Here is a 26,866-nt window from a genome sequence, read left to right on the forward strand (position 1 = left end):
TTCTCAATCACCTTCCGATTCATCTTCATCGCTGGAGTTCTTTTCCTTCTACTCCTGTTGACGATTTCTTCTGCTTTAACTCCTCCTAATTGTAAAAAACCTACACCTGTCAGGGGTGGGAGGTGTGGGAGGATGGTGAAGAAATCTTTCCCCCAAACTCCCCAAACCCCCCAAACTCCCCAAACCCCCCACACTTCCCAAACTCCCCTCTCTCCCCACACCCCCCACACCTCCCACACCCCCCACACCCTGTTCCAAAACCTTATTTTTCGTTTTTTTGCGTAAATCCTCAGATTATCCAGTCAAGCACCTCCGTATTCTCGCCCTCATCCCAAATTTATACACAAGTAAATTCTCTCAAATTCATCAGTAACAAATTTCCTGTTTTTCCTCGATTCTTTTTTGCTCAAAAACTTGAATAATAAAGTTATGGTAAAGACAAAGAAGCTAGTCACTTCCTAATGTCATTGCCAGAGGCTTTTGAATTTTCAGTTATCTAAATTCAAAAACTCAAATCAATTCTGCATCTACCTTGAGGTTTTTTAATTCTCAATTGGCACTAACTCCCAATTCTCAATTCTTTCTCCTCCTAGCTAATAGCTAGACATAAGAATAGATTTTCTGTAATTGTCGTTAGTTTCTTTGAGAAAAGTAGATTTAGCTACAATCACCAAAGGAGTGTAGAATTATGTCTTTCGCAGGTATCCCAAGTCATTCTCATCAAGCACTACACACAGCAAAAAACACCCAAACTTTTGCTAATCCTATTAACATCGTGTTTTTTGTAAGTTCCTGCATCATTTTATCAACTTCTAGCTTGATGATCCTCTCTTCTGTTATTCCTGCAATTACTTCTGCCCTTTCATTACCTACGGCTCATCCGACATCTATTCCTTGGATTAATAATGAGTCTGACTGTAGACATACTGGCAGAAGTTGGCAGGATAATAAATGTTGGGATCATGAACATAACTTAATGTTTTAATCCTCCGTCACAATCCTTCATAGAGATATGTATTGCCATAGCTTAACAAGTACTACGCACAAACATCATGCTTTTCTAAAACAGTTTTTAGCTAGTATTCCGCCGCAAACAGCAGCAACGTTTACGGAAATACAATTAATAGCAATTCAACAAGCATTTCAACAAAAATTTAGTAATTGTGCGGCTGTGGATATCAAATTCTCTATTCCTTTACCAAAGCAGCATTTTTCTCTAACAATCAGGGTTGGTAAGGATAAAAAATCTAAAAAACGTCTCAATTACCCAATTTATCAGCAACTAAATCAAGTAATAGTTACCAAGTCTGGTTTAAGAATTATTACAGCCTTGATGGGAACACTTTGTATGATAGAAGTAGTGCCATCAATTCCCACAACTTTATTCCCTGCAAAAAGGTCGATATATTACCATCCTTGACTGGCAAGTTTAAGATTAATTCTGATCATAGAAAATACTGAGGTGTATTAAATTTTTGTAAGCAAAAATATTAATGATACCTGACATCTCATCATCTATCTTGTTCCAGACATCTATATAATGCTTCTCAACTATCACAGCCCCGATAATATACACCAGACTATCGTCCGTCAGCCGCTAACGGTTCATCCCAAGATGCGGCTTCTGGATGTGATTGCGCTCATAAATGAAGCACAAGCTAATTTTCGGGATGCGCCTAGCAAAAATAATTCTGCATCAAACAACTTCACTAAAGATATTAATAATATTGCATCTCAAGTTGCTAGTTGTGTTTTAGTGGTTGATGACTCGCAGTTAGTCGGGATTCTCACCCAGCGAGACTTAATTAAAATGGCAGCCGAAAGAAAGAATCTAGAAGGTATCAGTGTTGCTGAAGTGATGACAACAGAGTTAGTAACGCTGAAGATAGAAGATTTTAAAGATGTTTTTACAGCGTTAAATTTACTGAGAAAACATCGGATTTGTCATCTACCAATTATCGGGGAGCAAGAGGAATTGATTGGATTAGTGACACCTACGAGTCTACTGGCAGTTACTATTCAACAAGCTGGACTATATAATTATGCGCGAGTCAAGCTTGCCGAACGCCAACGCATTGAGGCTGAGTTGCGTTTAGAGCGTAATTTTATTTCGACAATTTTTAATCTGACAGATGCTTTAGTAGTTGTCTTAGATAGTCAAGGAAGAATTGTCCGCTTTAATCAGACTTGCGAACAAGCTACAGGTTACGCATTTGAAGCGGCTCAAGGAAAATCTGTTTGGAATGTGCTGATGTTACCAGACATCACAGAATGTCTGAAAAATCTCTTTCAAAATTTGGCAACCAGAGAGTTTCCCCAACGTTATGAAGCTATTTTAATTAATCAGGATGGCGATCGCCGCTTAATTTCCTGGTCAAATAAAGTTTTACTCAATAATGATGACCAAATTCACTATATCGTCTGTACAGGGATAGACATCACCGAAAGTCGCCAAGCCCAAGAAGAACTGCAACAAGCCAAAGAACAATTACAAACAGTCTTAGATGCAGTACCAGGGTTTGTATCTTGGGTAAGTACGGATGGCTATTATTTAGGGGTGAATCGTCATTTGGCGGAAAGTTTCAACTTAACAGCCGATAATTTTGTGGGACAAGAATTGGGTTTTCTGCAAAATAGCCCCCAATTTACAGAGTTTATGCACGACTTTCTACATCGACAAGATGTAGCTGATTCTAGTGTTGTCGATACCCAAATCAACGGGTTCACACGTAAATACTTAGTCATAGCGCAAAAATATCAACAAAACACGGCGGCGGTGGCTGTGGGAATTGACATTACAGAACGCAAGCAAGCAGAAATTGCCTTAGCAGAATCAGAAGCCATGTTGCGCTCTGTCTTGAAAAGTACACCTAGCATGGTACGAGTTGTTAATGCTGAAGGGAAAATTTCTTTTATTAACCAAACTACACCTCATCTATCCTGGGAGGAAGTTGTAGGTACAAGTATTGATGACTATGTATTACCAGAAGACTCGGAAATTCAACGTTCTGCTTTAGAGAAGGTTTTTGCCCAAGGAGAAGTTGTCAGCTACGAAACTCGTGCTTTAGACAGGCAAACAAATTTGCAATATTGTCACTCTCAGATTGGCCCCATTTGGCACAACCAACAAGTTACAGGTGCAGTAATTATTACCAACGATATTACAGATCGCAAGCAAACAGAAATTGCTTTACAACGAGCGCAAGAAGCACTGCAACAACTGAATCGAGATTTAGAAGCTAGGGTTGAGCAGCGCACTTTAGCATTACAAGAAAGTGAAGCTGAACTCAGAGCTATTTTTAATCAAGCTGCTGTAGGAATTAAACTAGAAACTTTAGATGGGCAGTTACTCAAGGTCAATCAAAAATTATGTGAACTGTTGGGTTATAGCCAAGTAGAACTGATGAATAAAACCTTTAAAGATTTGACTTATGCAGATGATATTGCCCATCATCAAAAAAACTTAGCAAAATTAATTTCAGGAGAAATAGAAACATTTTCCATAGAAAAGCGGTGTTTACATAAAAATGGTCATCCGATTTGGATTAATCTCACAGTTTCTCTAATTCGAGATGTGGTTGGTAAACCACTTTATTCGGTGGGAATAGTGAAAGATATTCGGAATCAAAAACAAGCCGAAGAAGATTTAAAACGTCAATTTGCCGCAGTTGAAGCAGCTATAGATGGAATTGCAATTTTAAGTGGTAATGTCTACACTTATCTGAATCAAGCTCATGTTGAGATGTTTGGCTATACTAATCCAGAAGAACTGATTGGTAAGAGTTGGTCAGAAATTTACGAGCCACAAGAAGTTCAACGTTTTGAAAACGAAATTTTTCCCACTTTAATGCAGCAGAAACATTGGCGAGGGGAGACGATCGCCAAACGTAAAGATGGTAGTTATTTTGCTGAGGAAGTATCCTTAACTATTTCCGAACAAGGTGATTTAATTTGTGTCTGTCGGGATATTAGCGATCGCAAAAAAGCAGAAGCAGATATTTGCAAAGCATTAGCCAAAGAAAAAGAACTCAGCGAGTTAAAATCTCGGTTTATTTCCATGACCTCCCATGAGTTCCGCACTCCTTTAGCTGTCATTGCTTCTTCGGCTGGTATTTTAAAAAGCTTCAGCCATAAACTGGAGGAACAACAAAAACAAAAACATCTCCAGTGCATTCAAACCTATGTACAGCACACTACTCAACTTTTAGATGATATTTTGCTAATTAATAAAGCTGAAGCAGGTAAATTAGCTTTTGAGCCAAATTATCTTGATTTAGTCAATTTCTGTCATACCTTAGTCGAAGAAATTCAACTGAGTTCTCCTGAACATCATTTAGTTTTTTGTCATCCGCCTCAAAATAGCCAGCTAGATGGTGAGTCAGTCATGGCTTATATGGATAAAAAACTCCTGCGACAAATCTTAAGCAACTTGCTTTCTAACGCAGTCAAATACTCACCAAATAACAGTCGTATTCAAATTGATTTATTAATTCAAAATCAAAATGCTGTTTTTCTCATTCAAGATGAAGGTATTGGCATTTCTCCCGAAGAACATCAAAACTTGTTTGAGCCATTTTTCCGAGCTAGTAATGTGGGGAATGTCCCCGGTACAGGATTGGGTTTGGCAATCGTTCATAAGTGTGTAGACCTACATCAAGGCAGAATTACCATCGCCAGTCAAGTCGGCTTTGGGACAACATTTAGAGTGGAATTACCCTTGGTGGTTAAATCAGTAAATTAAATTTTATTTGATGTTATTCATCACGGATTTTTGGGAAATATAAATATAGAGAATCTATGTAGAAATCAGCCTAAGTTTGCTAAACGCTTAACTTAGAAAAATTACGCGTAGACTTTCTTGTGCGTGGATGAATATGGGGAAACTTTTGAGATAATTTTTTAATAAAATTAATGACCAAAAAAATATTAGTGATTGAAGATGAAGTTCAAATCTGCTCGAACATTCAGCAGATTTTAGGTTTATCGGATTTTCAGACTATTAGTGCGAATAATGGCATCGATGGATTAAGCCTAGCTAAATCAGACAAACCAGATTTGATATGTTGTGACATTATGATGCCTGATTTAGATGGTTATGGCGTACTTAAAGCCTTACGTGAAGACCCGGAAACTGATTCTATCCCGGTAATTTTGCTGACAGCAAAAGTTGAGCGTAGTGATTTACGTTATGGCATGGAATTAGGAGCAGATGATTACATCACAAAACCTTTTTCACCAGAAGAACTGTTGAAGGCAATTGAGATGAGATTAGCACGGGTAGTAAAACCTACCTTGATGAAACAAAAGTATGAAAAAGAACGTCAACAAAATATCAAACTCAAACAAGAAATTCAAGTTAGCCAGCAAAAGTTAGAAGAAACTAAGCAGTTGGCTGATATGCGGAATGATGTTTTAGAAAAGCTGTTGCAAGATTTAAGTAATCCGCTTTCTAATATTAATATGGCGGTGCATATGCTCAAGCAGGTGCAATCAGATAATGACCGCGATCGCTACTTGAAGATTTTACAAGAAGAGTATGACCGGGAAATAATGCTTTTAAATGAAATGAAAAATTTACAAGCATTATTAACTCCAGAAAATGCCAAAATTTTGCAAAAGTTTAATTTACTTCATCACAGTAAATAAATTGTATTTGATGCCTGAGATTATTGATTCCAATACCTATATATTTTTAAGGCTATCAGGGTTGTCATTCTATTCCCAAAAACAATAATTTATCTTTTTAAATTCTTTAGATGAACACAATTTTGATTATAGAAGACGAACCCCAAGTTCGAGAAAATATTCTGGAAATTTTACAATTTTCCAACTTTGAAACCTTGGCAGCACCCAATGGCAAAATAGGATTAGAAATTGCTCAGACACAATTACCCGATTTAATTATCTGCGACATTATGATGCCTGAGTTAGATGGCTATAGTGTGCTGTCGGCGCTGCGTCAAAATGAAGCAACGATTAATATCCCTTTAATATTTGTGACGGCAAAAGCAGAACGTTCAGATTTTCGTGTAGGAATGGATTTTGGTGCTGATGACTATTTAACTAAGCCCTTTACTCCCGAAGAACTGCTGAATGCAATTGCCGTCCGGCTGAACAAAAAAGCTATGGTTGATCGCCAATCGCAAGCCAAGCTAGATGAGTTACGGATGAATATTATCCACTCATTACCCCATGAAATTAATACGCCTTTAAATGGCATTATTGGGATGACTCAATTGTTAATTGAGCATTCAGATATGATTGATGAATCTGAAGAAATTGAAATTGTCGAATCGATTTACACATCAGCTAATCGGTTGCATAGACTAGCACAAAGGTTTTTACTCTATAGTAATTTGGAACTAGTCGCCAGAAACCCAGAAAAGGTGCGACAAATTCAAGAAGAATTAGATAACTGCTTGAGTAAAACAGTAATTAGTGAGATTTGCTTTCAGAAAGTGAAAGCAGCAAGTAGAGAAAAAGATTTAAAGTTAGGATTAACCGAATCTCTGCTAAAATTACCGCAAGAAAAATTGCATATTCTGGTTGAAGAACTAATAGATAATGCTTTGAAATTTTCGCTCCCCAGTAATGAAGTGCAAGTCTTGAGCCAGGTAAATGGTGATAAATATCAATTAGATGTCATTGATCATGGTCAAGGTATGACATCTGAAGAAATCGAAAAAATTGGGGCATTAATTCAATTTAATCGCAAGTTATATGAACAACAAGGTTCTGGTTTAGGATTAGCGATTGTGCAGCATATCGTGAAATTGTATCAAGGTGAATTTTTCATTCATAGTACTCCTGGTCAAGGCACTAAGATTAGTGTTACTTTACCTTGTTTATGACTTGTTAGTAGGAACAGAGAAATATCTGCTCCTACTGTTTGAGGTTTAATTCTTGGAAGTGTTGAGAAGATTCATTCAAAATTAATTTATCGGGTTTTGCTACTTGCTCATTAATTTTGATGTGATAAGTACCTTGGGGCAACCGCTCTAAATAGTAAACGCCAGCATCATTAGTTACAGAAAAACGGCGTTGTTGTGTTTGGGGCGCAATTGCTTCGACACGCGCACCTGCAATGGGAGTACCTGATTCATCTGTAACTATTCCAGAGAGACTATAGCAGAGGTGAAAAGGTACAAGCACAGGAGTATAACTACCAGCAATGACTTCAACTGCATAGCTATCAACTGCGGTTTCCCAATCTATCGGGAATCCTGAAGGATCAATGTCCAGACGATAAGTTCCAGGTACTAACGAGACTATAATGCGTTTTTTTTGAACATCTGGACGAAATGATTTGATGGGTAAATTATTCAGGATGAAGAGTAAATCAGAGTTTTCTGTATATATTGGTTCACCGCGATCGCGTTTGTTGTTATTATTTTTGTCAAAAAATGGTTGGATCAATAATCCTCCCACAGAACGCAATCGATCTGATTGGCGATCGCCAGGAAATATCCCGTTATGAAAATTCAGACTAGAGACAATCTCTAAACTGTAAGAAGTTTGATCAGAACTAATGGAACCGCCTTCATATCTTCCTCGCACTAATAGCCCCGGAATCACCGCAGTTTGCAAAGTGACGATTAACCCTGAATGACGAGAACCAATACCATATCCCAATTCCACATCCCAAAGATTTCTACCATCAGCAGTTCGTTCTGGTGTACGATAACGCCAAGCTAAAGTTGCTAAGTTATCAAAGTGATTTAAGTTGCGTGTTTCATAACCCAGTCTGAGAGAATGTCCACTTTGTAAAACCGTATCACCAGATAAGTTGTAATTTAGTTGGGATCTGGTAGCAATTTCATTACCTTGATGACTCAAAGATAATAACCCTAAACGTTGATCAAGGCTCCAATGGCAATGGTTTTCTGCATCCAAGCTCAAACGACCTAAAGAAAACCATTCTCCAAAACTAAATGATGTCTGCACACCAGTTTCCCAACCATGACGACTGTCATAGTTACCCAACAAAGTTAAATGAGGCGAAAAGCGCCAATCCAAATTCAATCGGCTGGAAAATTTATCAGTATTCAATTTGACAGTTAAATTCTGAGTGGGAAAGAAACGCGCATTCGCATCAAGATCCCACTTACCATCTTGATTGCCTGAAAGCACAGAAGCCGCCACTTCTAGAGGAAAATTATCTGGTCGAAAAAATATTTCTCCTAATGCTTGAAGATTTTGATCGTAGATCAAGCCAGCGCCTAATGTTAAATTTTCTGACACACCCCACCTACGGGCGATTCCCCCTTGAAATTCCTGCAAATCTCCAAAAAAATTTTGACTTGGTTCGCCAGATAATTTTCGTCGCCAGCCACCGGAAACAATTGTTGCTGATGCACCTGGGGGAATTTGTCCGGGAATATTGGAGAAAGTTGCAGCGCGAATTTCTGGTTGTGCTGTTAGTCTTCCTTCGGGATACAGAAAGACACGATAGTTACCTGCTGATAATTGTCCACTAGTTAAATTTTCAAAGCGGTATATCCCCGCAGAATCTACTAAAATTTCGGCGATTGGGCGATCGCCTAAACCTTGCATTAACCTAACTAATGTTCCCGGTGCAGCTTCACCAACAATTGTGTGGCTAATTTTTTCAGCTTGTAAACGTTGAGTGGGGCTAAAACTACCACCTTCTTGGGGGATTAATGCTTTGAATCCCTGTCTTTGAATCGTAGTCAAACCCCAATATTGTTTGCTGCTGTGACTACGCCAAAAAGTTGGCTGAGAACCAACAATATAATCAGCGTTATCTGTTTCTCTTAAATATTGAGCTTCTGCTAAATTCCAAGTCTGGGAGTCTGTTAAGTCTTTTTGCTGCCCACGCAGAAAGAAACTACCATTAAAAATACTACCAACAGCTATAGTTTCTCCTACAAAAGTAGGCGTTGAAGTACCTGAACCACTGGTATTAACTCTTTGCTCAATGGCTGTAATAGTTTGTTGAGGAGCTTTAACAGTTGGTAATCCAGCTAATTGCAGAGGAATTACATTTTTTTGCTCAACAGAAGATACTGTTTGGTTTAACCAAGACGGATTTAAGATAATGGCATAATCATTAATATCAAACTCTGCTGTTACCCCAAACAAAGTTTGTAATTGTTGAATCGAAAATACTACACCTAATTCTGGATCATGAATTAATTGCTGGGAGTCAAGGCGAATTACGAACCCAGGAGAACGCACTTCTATCTGACCATCGCCTAAAGATGTCACAGATAATTTGAGAGCTTGAATCACCGCATCATAGGAAATCAACCAGTGTTCTAAGTTAACGGCTGCTGTGCCGTTTTCTTGACCACGGACAAATACACTGGGAAGTACATTTTGTTTACCGACATTGATTCCTACGGGAAAAATAGAAAATTCCTCTGGTACCCCGATTTGTGGTGCAGAGGATTGTGTGTTTTGGCGGAATAAATTTGAGTGAGAATCTGCCGCAAATACTTGACAAGAAGTGATTGGTAGTAGAGAAAAAGTAAAAAATACTAGCACCCAGGGAAATTGATTCATTTACCAGAAACGGTATGCACAGGAATTATGAAATTGACATTGAATTTCTGCTGATTTTGTTGTTTATCACCCCAGAGCAATTCACCTGTTAGCTGATATTGACCAGATGCTAAAGCTGTTTTTCCTGGCTGGAGATAATTGATGGGAATGTAGCGATCGCTTTCAGCAATAATATAATTAGACTCTGCCCTACCTTGTTTAATTACCTTGTTATCTTGCTGTAAAGTCCATTTAACTGTTGTTTTAGCAGAGACTTTACCGGAATTTTTAATTAATAATTGAATTTGCTGCTGTTCTGGATTCCAAACGGCACTATCAACTACTAAATTGGGAGATAAATTGCCTTGGTGGACATAAATGGTTGCGCCTATTCTTGTGGCAATATTAACTTTATTACCACTGTTATCTTTCACCTCGTCCAATTTTTCAGTAAAAATTACCGCCCGATATTCTCCTTCAGGGAAATTAGGCGGAAAGCGAGTTATCAAACGCACTTTTCTGGTGACTCCTGGAGGGATGACTAACTCTCGCGGTGAGAATTGCAGATATGGATTCAGGTCATTGGGACTAGAAGTTAAAGTTGTAAATCCCGTCACGCGGTCATAGGTAAAAGGTTGAGCATAGACACGAGCGCGAAAGGGCTGATCACTTGTATTACTAACATTAATACTAGCTTGGGCTTGACCACGATTAGCCTGCAACTCAACAATCATTGGTGAAAGATTGACTTGTGAATGTGCAGGAATATTCGCTAACAAAGTTACTAGTAAACTCCAACTTGCTAGTTTTAAAGTTGATTTAATAAATAAATTTTTGGTAATCATTTTCAAAAATTAAAGCTCCTAAAAAAGTTTTTAGGAGCCGTTAACCCCCCTACATCAAGTTCAGAATTACTTATGGTGCAACTGTTAAAGTAACAGTGTAATTGTATGTACTGGCTGGAATAATAGTCGAACCATTACTGACATTCATCCCAATTGAAATATTTGTGGCTTCACCAGTCGCTAAAGTCACAGGAGTACCAGCATTTGTCGTGGTGTTACTTGAATTTAAAGATGTACTAGTTGCTGTTAATGTACTAGTCTTTGTGGCACTACCTAAAGCAACAGTATCACTACCACTTTGAGTTGGTGCAGAGATACTCAATTTGGCAGCATAGTTACAAGTAACACTGGTTGAACCAGTACTACCATTGGCTGTACTAATAGAAGTTGAGTTAGCACCTGCAACTCCTAAAGTACCTGCGGTAGCACTTCCAAAAACACAAGTTGGAGCAATAGTACCGCTTGCAGAAACATTTTGAGTTTCAGCAAAGGCTCTGGGAGCAGCCAATAAAGTACCTGTAACCAATAAAGTAGCAGTAACTAAAAAACGACGAACCATAGTAAATCCCCCCTATTCAATAAGTTAATGGAATTGATTTATCAAAGAATTTAATGTTCCAAAGGCTGGCATTTAGCTAATATTAATTAGCTGAAATGCTCAACCAAACATCAAACCAATTACTGACACTCAGTGATTTGAAAAGCAAACAATATTAGAAGTTATTTAGGTGTTTCTTCTTCAATTTTGTTGCTTTCGATATTGTTAATTTAACAATTTCATCAACTATGAAGAAGCGAAAAATTACCAAAATCTCAATAGATGCTATCCAAGTAAAACTACGACAAAACTTCCAGTACAGAAGTAAGTGTTTGTTCTGAATCCTTAACTTTCCTATCAGGGTTTATGTATGTATGTAGGGGGATAAGGAGACAAGGGAGTATAAAGTTTTGTTGAGTAAAGCCTGATTATTCAATCCGCAGAGTCAGCAGGTTAAAGCAAAAATGCTACAGGCAGTATCCCAGATGCTTTGCAGATCAACTTGCGTATATTTGTCTGTATACTTTTAAAGGTATCCGTAGTTGCAGCACTAACTACTTATCTTTACACCCATTCTTAATAGACAAAGTTTTTGCGTAAGTCCCACTGGCGATCAGGCATAATTTATGCTTGCTCTATCAAGCAAACAGATGTATCTTAAAAAGTGTCTGCTAAATAAAGTCATAGCTAAAACCATCTGAGGCGATTTCGCCTTATGAGCTTAATTTTCAGAAATTAAGATTTTTTTGGCTGTGCTGAGTAGGGTGGCTCATTGGTTAGGAAATCGTAGAAGTTGTGAAAATTCTGCTGGTAGAAGATGATTTACCAACTGCATCCGTACTGAGTGATGTTCTCAAGGCGGAGTATTATACAGTTGAATTAGCAACCGATGGTCAAAATGGATTGGCTTTAGCAAGCTTGTCTAATTTTGACTTGATATTGTTAGATTTGCTGATACCCAAACTCGATGGAATTAATCTTTGTCGTCAACTCCGCGCTCAGGGGGTGCAGAAGCCGATTCTGTTGCTCACGGCGAAAGACCACAGTCATGATGTGGTTACAGGATTGGATGCAGGTGCAGATGATTACGTCACAAAACCTTACGATATTTCAGAATTATTAGCCAGGATACGAGCATTGCTGCGGCGTGGACAGACAGAACTAACACCAAGTCTGCTGCGTTGGGAAAATCTCTGCATTAATACCGTCTCAGCAGAAGTGACATACCAAGATAAAGTTATATCTTTAAGTCCCAAGGAATATAGTTTGCTAGGGCTGTTTTTGCGTCATCCACAGCGCGTATTTAGTCGCAGTGAAATTATTGACCGTCTTTGGTCAATCGATACGTCACCTAGTGAAGGCGCTGTGACTAATTTGATTAAAGACTTGCGACACAAGCTGAAAACAGCAGGAATGTCTGCGGAATTATTAGAGACAGTTTATGGTTTGGGTTATCGGCTGAAGACTGTGCCACAAACTCAGCAGACAGACACCACAGTAACAGCAAAACGGCAAACTGCGATCGCTTCTATTAAGAAAACTCTAGAACGCTACAAAGATACATTTCACCAACGAGTAAGTTTGCTAGAACAAGCTGCACAAGCCTTACAGCAAGGACAACTATCATCTAAACTACGACAGCAAACCAGTCAAGAAGCACATAAACTAGCCGGAACATTAGGCTCGTTTGGTTACAGCACAGGCTCAAAGTTAGCTCAGTCTATTGAACATTTACTGATTCAGGATAAAAATCTCACCTCACAGGATGCAGTGAAACTATCGCAATTAATTACTCAAATCCAAGAAACACTCACTCAGCCACCCACATCCAGCACCCTTGAGCAATTTGTCAATATCCAACTTCCTCTCGTGCTGGCTATCAATGATCAATCTTTTAATCACCAACTCAAAACGGAAGCTGTGAATTGGGGAATGCAGATAGAAGTAGCGATGAATTGGGAGAGTATTCAACATCAAGTTTCACAACTGCCCAAGGTGATTTTGCTTTATTTAAATGAGCAAGCATCAATGCCAAAGAGTTTACAACTGCTGAATCAACTCAAACAACAGTTTCCTAAAATCCCAATTTTTGTCATCGCCGAGCAGGAAAATTTAACGCAGCGAGTTGCGGTGGCTCGTGCTGGTGTCCAAGGATTTCTCTCTAACCCCAACACTAGGGAAGTTTTTCAAGTAATCACCCAAGTTTTACCCAAAACTCCGGCTCATCCAGCTAAGGTGATGATTTTAGACGATGATCCGATGATGCTGGAGATATTGAGCAACATACTGCTATCTTGGGGATTACAAGTCAAGACATTGCAAAATCCGCAAAAATTTTGGGAAACACTGGTTGAAACTCAACCTGATTTATTAATGATTGATTTAGAAATGCCGACATATAGTGGTGTAGACTTGTGTCGGGTGGTGAGACAAGATCCTCATTGGAGAAATTTACCAATTTTAGTAGTAACTGCCCATAAAGATATGAAATCTGTTCAACAAGTATTAGCAGCAGGAGCCGATGATTTTATTGGTAAGCCTGTAGTGGGGACAGATTTAATCCATCGTGTTATGAGCCGAATTGATCGCTATCGTGTACAGCAACAACTCTTGACTTAATAAGACCACACTCATACAGTACTCTGAGTATTAAGTAATGAGTAATGAGTAATAAGTAAATTTTTTACTCGTTACTTTTTTCAATCATTCATCAACATCGAATCTGCTGTATTAATTACCTTACTACCCAAGCGATCGCACTTCCACAATTTTGTCAGTAGCATTAACAGAACCATGAGCAAACGCATTCTTGTCATCGATGATGAAGAATCACTTCGAGATTTAGCCTGCACATGCTTAGAAGATTTAGGTGGCTGGGAAACAATACCCGCCCAATCAGGTCATGAAGGACTTTTACAAGTCCAAGAGCAGATTTTAGATGCTATTCTCCTAGATGTGTCTATGCCTGATATGGATGGGTTTCAATTTTACGAGCAAATCAAAGCCAACCCTAAAACCCAAACAATTCCAATAATTCTACTCACCGCCAAAGTCTTACCAGACGACTACAAGCGTTTTGCTCAATTAGATATAGAAGGCATCATCAATAAACCATTTAACCCCGTTCTGATTTGTGAACAAATAGCTCAAATCCTTGCTTGGTAAGCCTAATTAGGGGAGTTGGGAGTAGATAACGAATTTCTCACGTATGGGGAGTGTGGGGAGTGTGGGGAGTGTGGGGGGAAAGATTTCTTCACCATCCTCCCACCCTTCCCACACCCCTGGAGGTAGATAATCATGACCAATAACAAATGATCATTGAACACCCTTATCAGTTTCTTATTTTCTTGATTTAAGCTGAGTTCATCACTATTTATCCAGCGTTTTTTACATGACCATCAAGACAATATTGTTAATTGATGATGAACCGACTATTCGAGAACTGGTACAAATTTGTTTACACGATTTGGTGGGATGGAAAGTTATAACTGCCGCTTCCGCCCAAGCCGCCCTTCAACACCTAGAGGTAGAATCTCCTGATGCTATCCTGCTGGATGTTGTTATGCCCGGTATGGACGTTACGACATTTTTGCATAGATTTCACGAAAGACATTCAACTAAATTAATTCCAATAATTTTTTTGAGTGTAATTGCTGATTGGTTTACCTCACAACAACTCCAGCAACTTGGTGTGGTGAAAGCAATTGCTAAACCTTTTAACCCCTTAACTTTACCTGAGCAAATTATTTGCGCTTTAGGCTGGAGTGTACAACCTGAATGTGAATCTGTTCTTTAAATAATAAATAAGCCACAAACAATATCATGTTTTGCCATCTCATACCAATTTAATATGAAGACGCATATAAAAATCAATTACCCCCCTTATTCCCCCCTTTCCAAGGGGGGAAATAAGACAATCTAGTTCCCTCCCCTTTATAAGGGGAGGGTTAGGGAGGGGTAAAATACTGTGCAGATTTACATAAAATTGGTATCAGATACTGTGAACTAAATCACAATTACTTTGCTAAATATAGGACTCATCTTTGATTTGGGAAAAAAATCAGTACACTCAGATCAGGCTTCTTTCCTACTCCCGACTCCCCATTCCCTATTCCCGACCTACACAAATAAATTCAGAAATCAAACCGGATTCCTATAACTCTTGACACTTAAAGCAAGTAGAGCAAAATACATACTAGTTTCCCTCTAATTCTCGGCATAGATAAACCATCACAATTTATCCATTAGATTTTATGTACGCCAAAAATTTTGCTCCAAAAACCATGAATTTACAGCAACATAAAACTAAGAGAAGGAGAGGTGTTGTTCTCACTTCCACAGGTATACAACGTTTACAAGAAGCAATTATATCTTGGGAAATTCTTAAAAATCAGGGATATCGTTTAACTCTAGAGGAACTGAGTAGACAGGTAAATATTTCTACAAAAACTTTAAGCCGATTATGGTCTTTGAGTAAAGGTGTAGATCAAAAGACTCTCAAATTATGCTTTAGTGCATTTAATTTAAAACTACAAAAAGAAGATTACACTATTTTAAATGACGCAGAAGAAACAGGAATATTCAGTTTTCTATCAAAATATTCATCCTTGCAAACAGATAATTTTGCTCAATTTTCTCATCACCAAGAACAGTATTGGTTATATCCCAATGGCCCTGTAGCTTTAGATTCTCCCTTATATATTGAACGTCCACCAATAGAAGAAATAGTTTGTCGAGAAATTACTCGCCCAGGTTGTTTGATTCGGATTCGCGCTCCGAGACAGATGGGTAAAAGTTCTTTAGTATTACGTCTTTTAGCTTTTGCAAATCTCAAAAAATATCGGACTGTTAATGTTAATTGTCATCAAATAGATAACCATTGTTTGACTGATTTAAATAAGCTTTTACGTTGTCTTTGCTGGGAAATTGCCCAACAATTAGAAATTGAGCCTAACTTGGATGATGAATGGGATGAAGAGGTTGGTTATAAATTAAGCTGTAGTTTCTACTTACAAAAGTATATTCTGCAACAAAGTGATAACCCCATAGTATTGGTATTGAGTGATGTGGATCGGTTTTTTGATTATCCCCACATAGCTCAAGAATTTTTTGCTTTGTTGCGTTCTTGGTGTGAGGAAGCACGTCAAAATCAAACTTGGCAAAAACTGAGATTAGTAGTGGTATATTCTACAGAACAATATGTTTCTCTAGATATTAATCGTTCTCCATTTAATATTGGCTTACCTATACGTCTGAGTGAATTTACTCAAACCCAGGTGGAAGATTTAGCCAGAAGATATGAGTTAGACTGGAGTCCTGGTCAAGAATCTACTCAATTGATGTCTTTAGTTGGTGGTCATCCAGCTTTAATTCAACTAGCTTTATATCATCTAGCTTCTGGTATTACTACTTTACAAGATTTGATCACAGAAGCGATCGCCAACGGAGGGATCTATCGCCATCACCTCTGGCGACACTGGATTAAATTACAAGGTAATCCCAATTTGGTTAAAAAATATACTGAGCTAGTTGGCTCACAGGCAAGCATGTCTGTTGACCCTATTGATGCTTATAAACTGGAAAGTCTAGGATTGATTTGTTTTGATGGCGATCGCATTCTACCGCGTTGCGAACTTTACCGTAATTATTTTCAAAAACAGCTACATACAACAATGGTATAGGAATCCGGTTTGATTTCTGAATTTATTTGTGTAGGTCGGGAATAGGGAATGGGGAGTCGGGAGTAGGAAAGAAGCCTGATCTGAGTGTACTGATTTTTTTCCCAAATCAAATATGAGTCCTACATAACTTCTCTATTGTTCAAATAACTTAGAGATGATTTATAAAGTAAAACTAGAATTTCTCATATTTACTTTATAAATGGTCTCTTCAAGCAAAATCCCAACTGATTTATCAACTAATACTAGAGAAGATCCATAAATTCATAATTTTTATCCTACAGGTAAATGATGATTTTGTAATTGGGGTGATGTGAAAGGTTGGATATATCTTAATTCTTCTAATTTATTTAAAATTTTACTGGCGCTTTGAGCAATTGTTTCTTGATTGGTTTTACATTCAACATCGGGTGTCAGAGGTACTTCGTAGATATCATCAATACCAGTAAAGTTTTTGATTTCCCCGGCTCTGGCTTTTTTATACAAACCTTTAATATCACGCTGTTCGCAAACTTCTAATGGAGCGTTGACATATACTTCAATAAAATCTCCAATTTTGGCTTTGACTTCTTCTCGAACTGCTCGATATGGCGAGATAGCCGCAACAATCACAATCACATTATTTCTCGTTAGCAAGTGTGCAACAAAACCAATCCGCCGAATATTTTCGTCTCGATCCTCTTTGCTGAAGGTTAAACCTTTGCTTAAGTTTTGACGAATTACGTCACCATCGAGTACTTCCAGTTTATAGTCTTGCGATCGCAGTTCTGTTTCCAAAAACTGACAGATAGTGGTTTTACCAGCACCACTCAAACCAGTTAACCAGATTGTGATACCACGCTGTTTCTCTACCATCTTACCTCTACAATAAATCTTTAATAACTGTGACTAAATGTAAATCTGATGTAGGTGGATAGATCAGGAAGACTGGATTTAAGTATCATATATTACAGATTTTATACTTATATTTCTAGGGAGTGTTTGTTGATCGCAGTCCAGAATCTCAGGACTTACGCACCACAATTGTCTATGGGGATTGGGTGTGGGGGTGAAAAAGTATGGAGTGTAAGAGTTTTGAATACTTACACTCTTATACCCTCATACCCCCGCACCCTTTACTAAAACCTTATTTTTTCGTTTTTTTGCGTAAGTCCTAAATATTTAGAAAATTGATTATCTGAGTTTATACCTGTGAAAACATTTAATTATTACAAAACATTACAAGATTTGTCATAATATTGGGTTTGCAACCATCTTTTAGCACCTTAATTTTTTCTAGGTGTAAACTTTACTGGCCTGAAAACACCCATGAGTCAAATAGTCTGGATAGCAAGACACGCCAACCGCCTCGACTTTGTAAATCCTGATTGGTTCCTCACCGCCGAACGACGTTACGATCCGCCTTTATCTGATGATGGTTTCGTGCAGGCAAAACAATTAGCTCAACGCTTGAAAAGTGAGAAAATCACCCATATTTTTGCTTCTCCCTTTTTGCGAACGGTGCAAACAGCTAATGCAGTAGCCGAAGCCTTGGATTTATCTATCAAATTAGAAACAGGTTTGAGTGAATGGTTAAATCCTGAATGGATGACAGAAGAACCAGAAAGACTTTCTACTCTTGCCTTAAAAGAATTATTTCCCAGGATTGACCATAGCTACACACCACGCATCGCCGCTAAATATCCCGAAACTCACGAACAAGTACGCGCACGTTCTGGACAAACAGCCAGATGTTTAGCCACAGAATGTTTTCCCGAACAGATTTTATTGGTAGCGCATGGTGCTTCTGTGTTAGGCGCAGCAATGGGGTTAGTGGGAGAAGTTGCCAAAACCGAAGTTAAAGCTTCTTTATGTTCTTTAGTCAAGGTTGTACTTCAAGGCCCAGAATGGTTATTAGAACTCAAGGGGGATACTTCTCATTTAACTCAAGTCGAAGAAGTGGTTCGATTTGCGTAAATTCCGTAACAGGAGAGAAGACTGGGGTTATGAGCCGTAAGGAAGATGAAAGATGAAGTCTGAATCTATTTTCAGACGGGAATTAATTCTACAAAAACAATAACTAAACTACTAAGTAATTATTTATGACTTTGTTACTAGCAGGAGATATCGGCGGCACAAAAACTATTTTGCGATTGGTGGAAACCTCAAATTCATCAGAATTGCAGACAGTTTATGAGGACAGTTATCGCAGTGGGGATTTTCCTGATTTAGTGCCGATGGTACAGCAATTTTTACTCAAAGCAAATACAGCCACTCCCCAAAAGGCTTGTTTTGCGATCGCCGGGCCAGTGGTCAACAACACTGCTAAACTTACTAACCTAGCTTGGTTTTTAGATACCGAACGTCTGCAACAAGAATTAGGTATCGCGGCAATTTCCTTGATTAATGACTTTGCGGCTGTTGGCTATGGCATTTTTGGGTTAAGTTCCCCAGATTTACTGACTTTACAACCAGGTAAACCAAAACCAGAAGCACCCATCGCTGTAATTGGTGCCGGTACAGGATTAGGACAAGGCTTTTTAATCAAGCAGGGAAATCATTATCAAGTTTTTCCCTCCGAAGGTGGTCACACCGACTTTGCCCCCCGCAACGAGTTAGAATTTCAATTGCTGAAATATTTGCTGGATAAACATGATATTCAGCGTGTTTCGGTAGAACGGGTGGTTTCTGGTTTAGGTATTGTTGCTATCTACCAATTTTTGCGTGACCGCAAACATGCTACAGAATCGCCAGAAATTGCCCAAGCTGTGAGAACCTGGGAACAGGAAGCCGGACAGCCAGAAAAAAGTGTTGATCCCGGTGCCGTGATTGGTAAAGCCGCAGTTCAAAAAAGCGATCGCCTCTCGGAACAAACATTACAATTATTTGTTGATGCTTACGGTGCAGAAGCCGGCAACCTCGCCTTGAAACTTTTACCCTACGGTGGCTTGTACATTGCTGGGGGAATTGCACCAAAAATTCTGCCATTAATTCAAAATGGTAGTTTTTTATTGAACTTCACTCAAAAAGGCAGAATGCGTTCTCTTTTAGAAGAAGTACCAGTATATATTATTCTCAACCCCCAAGTAGGATTAATAGGTGCGGCTTTGTGTGCAGCTAGGTTATAACACTATCATCATCAGTGATATCTGCATCAGTAAAGCTAAAACTATGACATTCCCTAAATTATTACCTTTGATAGCTGCCACACTGGTTTGTGGTAGCTGTTTTGTTGTAGAAGCACGTCAACCCCAAACGGCAGTTAAGAAGCCAGAAACCGCCGCGCAACCAGTCCAACCAAAATGGAAATTATTCCGTGCGCCTGATGGACGTTTTACCGTGTTAATGCCGGGAACACCAAACAAAGAAACCCAAACTCAAAAAACCCAGATAGGGGAAATTGACTTAAATATATTTTTTGCTCAACCACCAAAACAGCAAGTTGCTTATGTAGTTGTTTATAATGATTTCCCCCACAGTTACGGCACATTGACCAATCCGCAGACCATATTAGACCAAGCACAAGTTATGGTGCTAAAAACGACAAAAAGTAATTTGATTCGTCAGCGTAATATTCGCAGTTCTAATGGTCATCCCGGCAAAGAAATTGAGTTTATTAATCCCGGCGGTAAAATTACTCGCAGTCGGATGTATGTTGCCGAAGGTAGGTTGTATCAAGTCATGGCTATTACTACGAAAAAGCAACAACAAACCCTCAACAAAACTATTACCGGGTATTTGAATTCTTTCCAAGTTGTTTTGAAATAGCGAGACAAGTATTAAGGAGGCAGGAGGGAAATACCCCTCCCTACTCGCCACTCCCAGCCTTTACAGATAATTTTTTGGATTCTTAAACTTGACACTACCACGCTAGAGCGATCGCATCCTAAAGTGGATCACTATGAAGGCGATCGTTAATTATAGTCGAGGTCAGATCAGCAAAAGTAGGCTCCTGCGATACTATTTTTATAATGTAAATCACATCACATAAACCTATGGAGCCAGACTCTTTACCAACCGAGGTGATACTGACGCACCCGCGTCAGTCCCTCGGTAAATTGCAACTTGACTGGACACCCCAACCAGGAAACTATCTTGATTTTCAAGGTAAAACCTACGCTGTTCTAGAGCGTCGCCATAGATATCAATTTAAATCTGGGCGTTATCGACTGCACAATATAGCAATCTACGTCCAATCTGCTCAAAGACCAGCAGAAAAAAGTTTACTAAATGGACGCTGGGTGGTTGGTGACGCTACTTGTGTTTATAATGCTCATTCTGAAATTGTTCGCTGTGCAGTCAACCCCCAAGGCCCTTGCCAAGACTGTCGCTACTATGAACAAGTATGAAGTATGAAAAATTTCAGACTTCACACTTCAGACTTCAGAATTTCTCCCACTGTCAACCGCGCACCATTAACAAAATCCCATCCCGACTGGGGACGTTTACCCGCTAACTGAACTTCCCGTAATAATAATAAACCTGCTCCAGTTTGGGCGATCGCACCTATTCCCTTGGTAATGCTGACTATTTCTCCAGGAATGCCAGATATATTGGATAAATCAGGTAGTTTTTGGCGTATGGTTGCTAATTCTGGTGGTATTTCTTCAGCGTCAGCAGAACCAAGGGGAAGGGTAGCTGTAATTTTCAGAGTCTGGTTCCGAAAAGTTGTCCAACAATTAGGGTAAAATCCCCGAATTTGATTGTGTAATTGTATTGCACTCTTTGTCCAATCTAACTGGTAATCTTGCTTTTGAATCAAAGGTGCGTAGGTAGCTTCTGCGTTATTTTGCGGAATTGGTTGAATTTCTTGGTGCTTCAGTTTTAACAGCGTTTCTATTAACAAATCTCCACCAATTGTTGCTAATCTTACAGCTAAATTGTCAGCATTATCTAACAATTCAATGGGTGTGGTTGCTTTTAGCAGCATATCCCCTGTATCCATCCCAGCATCCATTAACATGGTCGTAATTCCTGTTTCTGGTTCACCATTAAAGAGACACCACTGAATCGGAGCCGCACCGCGATACTTCGGCAAAATTGAACCATGTACATTAATACAGCCTAATTTGGGCATATTCAAGATTTTTTTGGATAAAATCTGCCCATAAGCTACCACTACAAACGCATCTGCTTCTGTTTGTTGCAGTTGAGCTAAAGTTTCACGATCTTTTTTGACTCGCTCTGGTTGCCACACTGACAAATTATGCTGGAGAGCAAGGGTTTTTACAGGTGAAGGAGTCAGTTTGTTTCCCCGTTCTCGACGTTTATCTGGTTGAGTCACCACTGCCAAAATTTCAAATTCTGGATGATTCAGTAATTTTTCGAGAGTAGGAATAGCGAATTCAGGAGTACCAAAAAATACAACTTTCATTAATCAATAATCAATAGTTAAACATCAATAGGTAATATTTACTTAGTTATTTATTATTATCCTCCTTGCTCACTATTTTCTACACACAAGTTGGCGAAATTGAGTTTTATTGATAGACTAAAAGTAATTTACCCCAATATGTTGATAGATTGATACCAGCTTGACACTTTATTAGTCGGCTGATTCCCCTAGAGACCATACACAAGCTTTGCGAGGGTTGCCAAAACAAAGCTGTTGATTCAGTTTTTGCCAAAATGCAGTTACAAGTTTAGCGGCATTTTTGCAATTGTTAGAGATTAGATATTAATTTACTTCCAGGGGTGGATACTAACTCGATTTTTCGAGTATTATATGTTGTGCGTCAGCTTTACCAGCTTTTAAAAGAAACGCCTCACTCAGTTTCATCGTTACAGGGGTCTGCACTGTTGTAGCAGGGATAAATAGGGGAGCCTCCTGCGGCTTGGCAGTTGCTAAAGTCTATCCCAACAGTTCAGCTTTTCGCTCTACCTAGAGGCTACAAATGCCTTGTAGCCAACATAATGCGCCTAATGCAGTTAAATCAAGCACCAGTTTTATGGTGTGGTTAATTGCTGGTTAAAGGCGTAAAAATTTGGTTTATGCAGTAATTATGTTGTTCATCTGCATTAACTTTGTTATGGCAGAAATTTCGCTAATCAATAGTATTTATTAAGCAAAAAGGTGCAGGCAATGATAATAAATTTTTGTGACAAGGTGCAAGTTTAAAAAAAATATTTCTCACAATTAGTAGTTAAAAGCGTGAGTTTATTGTTATACCTGTAGTCATCACTTTTCCTCCTACTACATAAGCCTCGATTGCTCCTCACACAGCACCCGCACTTCTAGAGAGTCCACACATGCTCAAACCCCTCTTGCTGTCAGGATGGTTCCGTGTGCAACCATTTCTTAATTCTGTTGTTCTAGTGATGCTGATTGCGCCTTTATTTGCAGCATCAGGTCACTCTACCTCTGCTCAACAATCCAAAGTAGTAGCTAAACTTCCTGCTGAAGTTGGAGAATCAGAAGCTGTAACTCAAGAAACAGCTAATGAACCAGATTTAGCAGCAATGTTTCAAGATGCTCCGAATAACTCCACCCCCGGAGAATCGATTTCATTGTCACAGAATCTACTGGGAGTGGGGAAACAGCCAGTTTTACAAGCACACAAAATCGAATCTTTAGTAGTAGCGGATTATGCAATTGGCAATGGCTCTCAGACAAGTGGTGCTGATCCTTTCGCAGCAGTAGAACTGGCTCCTGTTCCCAATATTCGTGGTCATCACAAAAAAGGCCAAGCATCTGAAATTGAAGCGTTAATGCAAGAAAATAATTTGGCATCAGCTAAAGATTCTCTTGTTGGTTCATCAGGATTCAATCGCATTCCAGGGGTTGACGCAATTCCCCAAACACCAGAAACAGAATCTACAGATGATTTACCTGCAATGGAAGCACCGAGTGAGGAGCAAGCCGAACAGGTAGATCCTATCGGTAGTCCCCATCCCATTCCTTGGAAATGGATTTTAGCGACTCAAGAAGCGGTTGGCTCGAAGGGTAGTTCTGGGGTGCGTTATTATCGGAGTTTACCTGTGGTGTCTCCTGATGGTAAGTATGCTGTTTATAGCCGGGTACAGATGGACGTTCAACCGGAAATGTATAACAGCCGCGTGAGTAGCACCATGTTTGTTGAAGACAGAGAAACCAAGAAATTGCGGGTAATGGCTTCAACTTCCAAGATCAAAGATCCGTTACTCCGTAATCAAGTTGCACCGCCAGAGCAGATGCCAGAAAATGGCAATATTGGGGTGTTGGTTCCGGTTAGTTGGTCAGAAAAAAGCGATCGCTTTTTAGCACGCAAATTTGAGGGTGTATTCAATACTGGCGATGCTACAGATCATGCAGTGATTTGGGATCGACAAAAAAATCATACCAACACCGTTGCACCCGCACGTCAAGACGATGAACATGAAAAAATTGCTGTATTGCTAGGTTGGAGTAAAAACCAACCAGATCATGTACTGTTCCGCGAAGGCGAAATGGGTGAAGAAGACTGGCCTTTAGTACAAGTTGCTACTGATGGTAAAACAGTTAATACAAACGACACTGATCAGCCTGTAACTTTTGGTGAACACAAAGAAGTATGGTCAGGGCCACAAGTAGCTACTCGCTAATAGCAAAGTGCTGAGTGCTGAGTAGGAACTCAGTTTTCAGTCATCAATAATAGTCTTAAACCTATACTTCGACTGCTATTTTTATTAAAAATAATCTGCGTTCCCGTTATTACTAGTAGCTAATAACGGGAAATTTTTTGATAAGCGATCACTTGATTTATTGATAGAGTTATTAACGTTAATCAGTATTTAGAAAAAATAATTTACAAGACGCATTAAGCGTTCGCGTAGCGTCTCCCTTGGGGAGAAGTCGAAATGCTCAATCAGCCGACTAGAAGAGGGTTAAGGGTAGTGGTCACTGAGTTTTGCCGAAGTCTCAAGACCTGGAATCTCAAGTTATGTTTAATTTTGTCCACCTGCTTATCTGCCGAATTAAGTAAGTCGGTGAGAATAAACCCAACTATGTAACAGAATGTAAAATTGGCATAACCCTTGCGATTGCTTCATTCCACTTCGTTTCATTTGCAATGACATAGCGTGGATTATTTAAGCCGTTCTACTTAAATCTTCACATTTTGAATCCCGGCATTTTTTTTCCGCCATTCAGCAAACGCAATTGTTGGGAAAGTTGCAAAGATGTCACCCACGGTTGTTCTGAAAGTTGGGAAATAGTATTTGCGGATAATGTAGCCGTAAAGGTATCTTTGTCTGGAGTTACATCATTAACGCCGACACTTTGTAAAACCGCGATCGCTTCATCTGTGATTGGTTCTGTATGAATAAATACAGTTAAACTCGGTGTGGTTGAGTCTTGAACATCATTCAGTGCGATCGACAATGCCGCACCTAGCTTCTGATAGTTCATAAGTGTTTCCTGCGTAAAAGGGTAGGCAGTTGCAAACTGTCCTAAGATTAACCTATCAAATTTTTCGTTTTTGATTACCTACCCTTGTACAGACTTTATACCCTGGATTTCTCACAAAAGAGAAATCCAGGGATGTGGGAGGGGTGGAAAGATAGTGAAGAAATCTTTCCCCCCACACTCCCCACACTCCCCACACTCCCCTCTCTCCCCCTGCTACAGATTCTCAGTGTTAATTAACCCGTAACCCCATTTATTATCAAAAGTGCCGACTGCTTTGCCAGGAATTGAGCTATTTTTGCGGAATAACTCTTTGATGGTGTTGGGGTCTAAATTGCGATCGCGCTGTAATAATAACGCTACCAACCCGGTAACAAAAGGTGTGGCCATACTAGTACCAGCCATCGCCTGAAATTTAGAATTAATCGTCATCGAACGGTCAGAATTTGCATTAGAAGAAAGCGCAGCCACAATCATCGCCCCTGGTGCAGCAACATCCGGTTTTTGAGCATCATTGCGTAACGGCCCTTCACTACTGAAATCAGAAATACTGTTGAGTTCTAAACCCACTTCGCGTACTTGGTTATCAATATCGGTGTATTTGACTTTGGTAGTGTAAGCTGCAACTGTTACAGCAGTGCTGGCAGATCCTGGGGAACCAATTTTTACAGCATCTTGGACACTAGTACCTGTGAAAAACACTGAAGAACTATCATCTAGTGTCCATACATCTAGGCGAGTATCTTGAGAAGAAGTGTTGCGGACTCGTAACTGCCAAATCCCTCCCATAACTGGCGAAGGGCCATTACCCCGAATCTGTACAAAGAAATTATGGTCGCCGTTGGCTTTATCTGGGCCGGGAGTGACAATTTGTACCCGTGAGTCGGGTAGTTGATGATCTACTGCGGGATTGCCTTGAGGAATAATTTTTTGGAAGGGAGTAACAAATCCGTTAGGACTGCGTACAGAAACTTCTAATTCGCTGTCTTTGCCATACCAAGCATTTAACCAAACAATGCCTACTTGATTGAAGGGTACATTAAAGCGCATTCCTTTGATTCGGCCGCTGGGGATGATGGCTTGACCATGAATATTGTCGTTACCTTCATTACCTGCGGCACAGCAAACAATTCTGCCAGGGCCAGTTTCTGCGTCAATGACTTTCGAGAGGGAATCAGTACCATCATGGGCATCAGCATGTCCACCCAAGCTGAGATTGACGACTGCGGGTCTGCCTAATTCAGCCGCTACCCGAAAAACGTAACGAACAGCATCAGCAATGTGGGCATCTTGGAGGTCAGATTTGATAATGATTAATTCTGCGTCTGGTGCGACACCACCATAAGTAGCATCAGCACCAGACGCGATACCTGCGACGTGTGTACCATGACCGTCAGTATCTTGAGAAACAGATAGTAGGGAACCCGTTAGTTCCGCACCATAAGCGCCTTCTTTCACGCCTGGCCCTGGTATGGTTTGATCCCATAACCGTAAAATGCGCCCAGCAAAGGCAGGATGTTTGGCATCAATTCCACTGTCAACTACACCAATAATTACGCCTTTGCCAGTTAGTCCAGTTTTATTTTTAAATTCTGGTAACTTCACGGCTTGGGGCGCAACATCCATCCGTAGCTTGAGTTTGCGTGATGGTTTAATTCGCTGGATGGCAGGTTCTTCAGATAAAGCATCTAAACTATCAACGGGTAGGAAAGCAGTACGCACATGGCCGGAATTTTGATTAACTTCTATGCCATATTGTGCCAAGTGGCTTAAATCTGCGTCATCATCACAGTAGATAAAAACTAGGCTCTTGGTTGGTTTGACAATACTTTTAGGAGCCATAATCCCAAGCGATCGCTTGTGTGTCATCAAAGCTGGCAAACCTTCATGTTGATAATCTTCAACTGCTAACAGCAAACCAGGAGAAAGTTTTTCGTGTCTCATTTTGGCTTCAACCTCT

21 protein-coding genes are annotated in these 26,866 nt (G+C 39.5%); 14 read left to right on the forward strand and 7 right to left on the reverse strand.

Annotation, left to right across the window (positions count from 1 at the left end; genetic code table 11):
• Positions 1–688 precede the first annotated feature (688 nt).
• The 5 genes from H6G79_RS15935 to H6G79_RS15955 all read left to right on the forward strand — a co-directional run bounded on the left by H6G79_RS15935 (position 689) and on the right by H6G79_RS15955 (position 6,851).
• Complete coding sequence (locus H6G79_RS15935) at positions 689–985, forward strand: hypothetical protein (protein ID WP_190591772.1); 297 nt, start codon at positions 689–691, stop codon at positions 983–985.
• A 27-nt stretch (positions 986–1,012) separates the two neighbouring features.
• The gene (locus H6G79_RS15940; protein WP_190591771.1) at positions 1,013–1,420 is read left to right on the forward strand and encodes a hypothetical protein; all 408 of its coding nucleotides are present in this window, start codon (positions 1,013–1,015) and stop codon (positions 1,418–1,420) included.
• A 120-nt stretch (positions 1,421–1,540) separates the two neighbouring features.
• Positions 1,541–4,741 carry a PAS domain S-box protein gene (locus H6G79_RS15945; RefSeq protein ID WP_190591770.1) on the forward strand — a complete coding sequence of 1,067 codons (3,201 nt, stop codon included), beginning with the start codon at positions 1,541–1,543 and terminating at the stop codon, positions 4,739–4,741.
• Between the two features lie 170 nt (positions 4,742–4,911).
• Entirely contained in the window at positions 4,912–5,646 is a 735-nt protein-coding gene (locus H6G79_RS15950) for a response regulator transcription factor (RefSeq protein ID WP_190591769.1), read from the forward strand.
• Between the two features lie 110 nt (positions 5,647–5,756).
• Positions 5,757–6,851, forward strand: a complete 1,095-nt coding sequence (locus H6G79_RS15955; RefSeq protein ID WP_190591768.1) for a response regulator — start codon at positions 5,757–5,759, stop codon at positions 6,849–6,851.
• Between the two features lie 31 nt (positions 6,852–6,882).
• Here the strand turns inward: H6G79_RS15955 and H6G79_RS15960 are convergent, their stop codons facing one another.
• The 3 genes from H6G79_RS15960 to H6G79_RS15970 all read right to left on the reverse strand — a co-directional run bounded on the left by H6G79_RS15960 (position 6,883) and on the right by H6G79_RS15970 (position 10,908).
• Positions 6,883–9,525, reverse strand: a complete 2,643-nt coding sequence (locus H6G79_RS15960) for a carboxypeptidase-like regulatory domain-containing protein (protein ID WP_190591767.1) — start codon at positions 9,523–9,525, stop codon at positions 6,883–6,885.
• On the reverse strand, positions 9,522–10,349 hold the full coding sequence (locus H6G79_RS15965; RefSeq protein ID WP_242048402.1) for a P pilus assembly protein, chaperone PapD: 828 nt from the start codon (positions 10,347–10,349) through the stop codon (positions 9,522–9,524). The genes H6G79_RS15960 and H6G79_RS15965 overlap by 4 nt, the downstream gene beginning before the upstream one ends.
• Before the next feature lie 70 nt (positions 10,350–10,419).
• On the reverse strand, positions 10,420–10,908 hold the full coding sequence (locus tag H6G79_RS15970) for a hypothetical protein (RefSeq protein WP_190591766.1): 489 nt from the start codon (positions 10,906–10,908) through the stop codon (positions 10,420–10,422).
• A 774-nt stretch (positions 10,909–11,682) separates the two neighbouring features.
• On the opposite strand from H6G79_RS15970, the gene H6G79_RS15975 reads away from it, so the two are divergent.
• The 4 genes from H6G79_RS15975 to H6G79_RS15990 all read left to right on the forward strand — a co-directional run bounded on the left by H6G79_RS15975 (position 11,683) and on the right by H6G79_RS15990 (position 16,568).
• Complete coding sequence (locus H6G79_RS15975) at positions 11,683–13,506, forward strand: response regulator (protein ID WP_190591765.1); 1,824 nt, start codon at positions 11,683–11,685, stop codon at positions 13,504–13,506.
• A gap of 174 nt (positions 13,507–13,680) precedes the next feature.
• On the forward strand, positions 13,681–14,052 hold the full coding sequence (locus H6G79_RS15980; protein WP_190591764.1) for a response regulator: 372 nt from the start codon (positions 13,681–13,683) through the stop codon (positions 14,050–14,052).
• 226 nt (positions 14,053–14,278) lie between these two features.
• Positions 14,279–14,683 (forward strand): response regulator, encoded by a 405-nt coding sequence (locus H6G79_RS15985; protein ID WP_190591763.1) that lies wholly within the window; start codon positions 14,279–14,281, stop codon positions 14,681–14,683.
• A gap of 457 nt (positions 14,684–15,140) precedes the next feature.
• Positions 15,141–16,568, forward strand: a complete 1,428-nt coding sequence (locus H6G79_RS15990; protein ID WP_396019805.1) for an AAA-like domain-containing protein — start codon at positions 15,141–15,143, stop codon at positions 16,566–16,568.
• Positions 16,569–16,838: 270 nt separating this feature from the next.
• Here H6G79_RS15990 and cysC read toward each other — a convergent pair whose 3' ends face one another.
• Positions 16,839–17,420 carry an adenylyl-sulfate kinase gene (gene cysC, locus H6G79_RS15995; RefSeq protein WP_190591762.1) on the reverse strand — a complete coding sequence of 194 codons (582 nt, stop codon included), beginning with the start codon at positions 17,418–17,420 and terminating at the stop codon, positions 16,839–16,841.
• Between the two features lie 453 nt (positions 17,421–17,873).
• Here cysC and H6G79_RS16000 point away from each other — a divergent pair, with 453 nt between their 5' ends.
• The 4 genes from H6G79_RS16000 (at position 17,874) to H6G79_RS16015 (ending at position 20,893) form a co-directional block, all read left to right on the forward strand.
• Positions 17,874–18,521 (forward strand): histidine phosphatase family protein, encoded by a 648-nt coding sequence (locus tag H6G79_RS16000; protein WP_190591761.1) that lies wholly within the window; start codon positions 17,874–17,876, stop codon positions 18,519–18,521.
• A gap of 125 nt (positions 18,522–18,646) precedes the next feature.
• Complete coding sequence (locus H6G79_RS16005) at positions 18,647–19,672, forward strand: glucokinase (RefSeq protein ID WP_190591760.1); 1,026 nt, start codon at positions 18,647–18,649, stop codon at positions 19,670–19,672.
• Between the two features lie 43 nt (positions 19,673–19,715).
• Positions 19,716–20,312, forward strand: coding sequence for a hypothetical protein (locus tag H6G79_RS16010; RefSeq protein ID WP_190591759.1), 597 nt, complete (start codon positions 19,716–19,718; stop codon positions 20,310–20,312).
• A 227-nt stretch (positions 20,313–20,539) separates the two neighbouring features.
• Positions 20,540–20,893 (forward strand): DUF6464 family protein, encoded by a 354-nt coding sequence (locus H6G79_RS16015; protein WP_190591758.1) that lies wholly within the window; start codon positions 20,540–20,542, stop codon positions 20,891–20,893.
• Between the two features lie 20 nt (positions 20,894–20,913).
• On the opposite strand, the gene fmt is transcribed toward H6G79_RS16015, so the two are convergent.
• Complete coding sequence (gene fmt / locus H6G79_RS16020) at positions 20,914–21,918, reverse strand: methionyl-tRNA formyltransferase (RefSeq protein ID WP_190591757.1); 1,005 nt, start codon at positions 21,916–21,918, stop codon at positions 20,914–20,916.
• An 875-nt stretch (positions 21,919–22,793) separates the two neighbouring features.
• On the opposite strand from fmt, the gene H6G79_RS16025 reads away from it, so the two are divergent.
• A complete protein-coding gene (locus H6G79_RS16025) occupies positions 22,794–24,104 on the forward strand; it encodes a hypothetical protein (RefSeq protein WP_190591756.1) in 1,311 nt (436 codons plus the stop codon).
• Between the two features lie 508 nt (positions 24,105–24,612).
• Here the strand turns inward: H6G79_RS16025 and H6G79_RS16030 are convergent.
• Both H6G79_RS16030 and H6G79_RS16035 read right to left on the reverse strand, forming a co-directional pair.
• Complete coding sequence (locus H6G79_RS16030; protein ID WP_190591755.1) at positions 24,613–24,909, reverse strand: hypothetical protein; 297 nt, start codon at positions 24,907–24,909, stop codon at positions 24,613–24,615.
• Between the two features lie 213 nt (positions 24,910–25,122).
• Positions 25,123–26,850 carry a S8 family peptidase gene (locus H6G79_RS16035; protein ID WP_190591754.1) on the reverse strand — a complete coding sequence of 576 codons (1,728 nt, stop codon included), beginning with the start codon at positions 26,848–26,850 and terminating at the stop codon, positions 25,123–25,125.
• Positions 26,851–26,866: the final 16 nt, after the last annotated feature.

It is taken from the genome of Anabaena sp. FACHB-83 (assembly GCF_014697485.1).
Taxonomy (GTDB): Bacteria; Cyanobacteriota; Cyanobacteriia; order Cyanobacteriales; family Nostocaceae; genus Nostoc_B.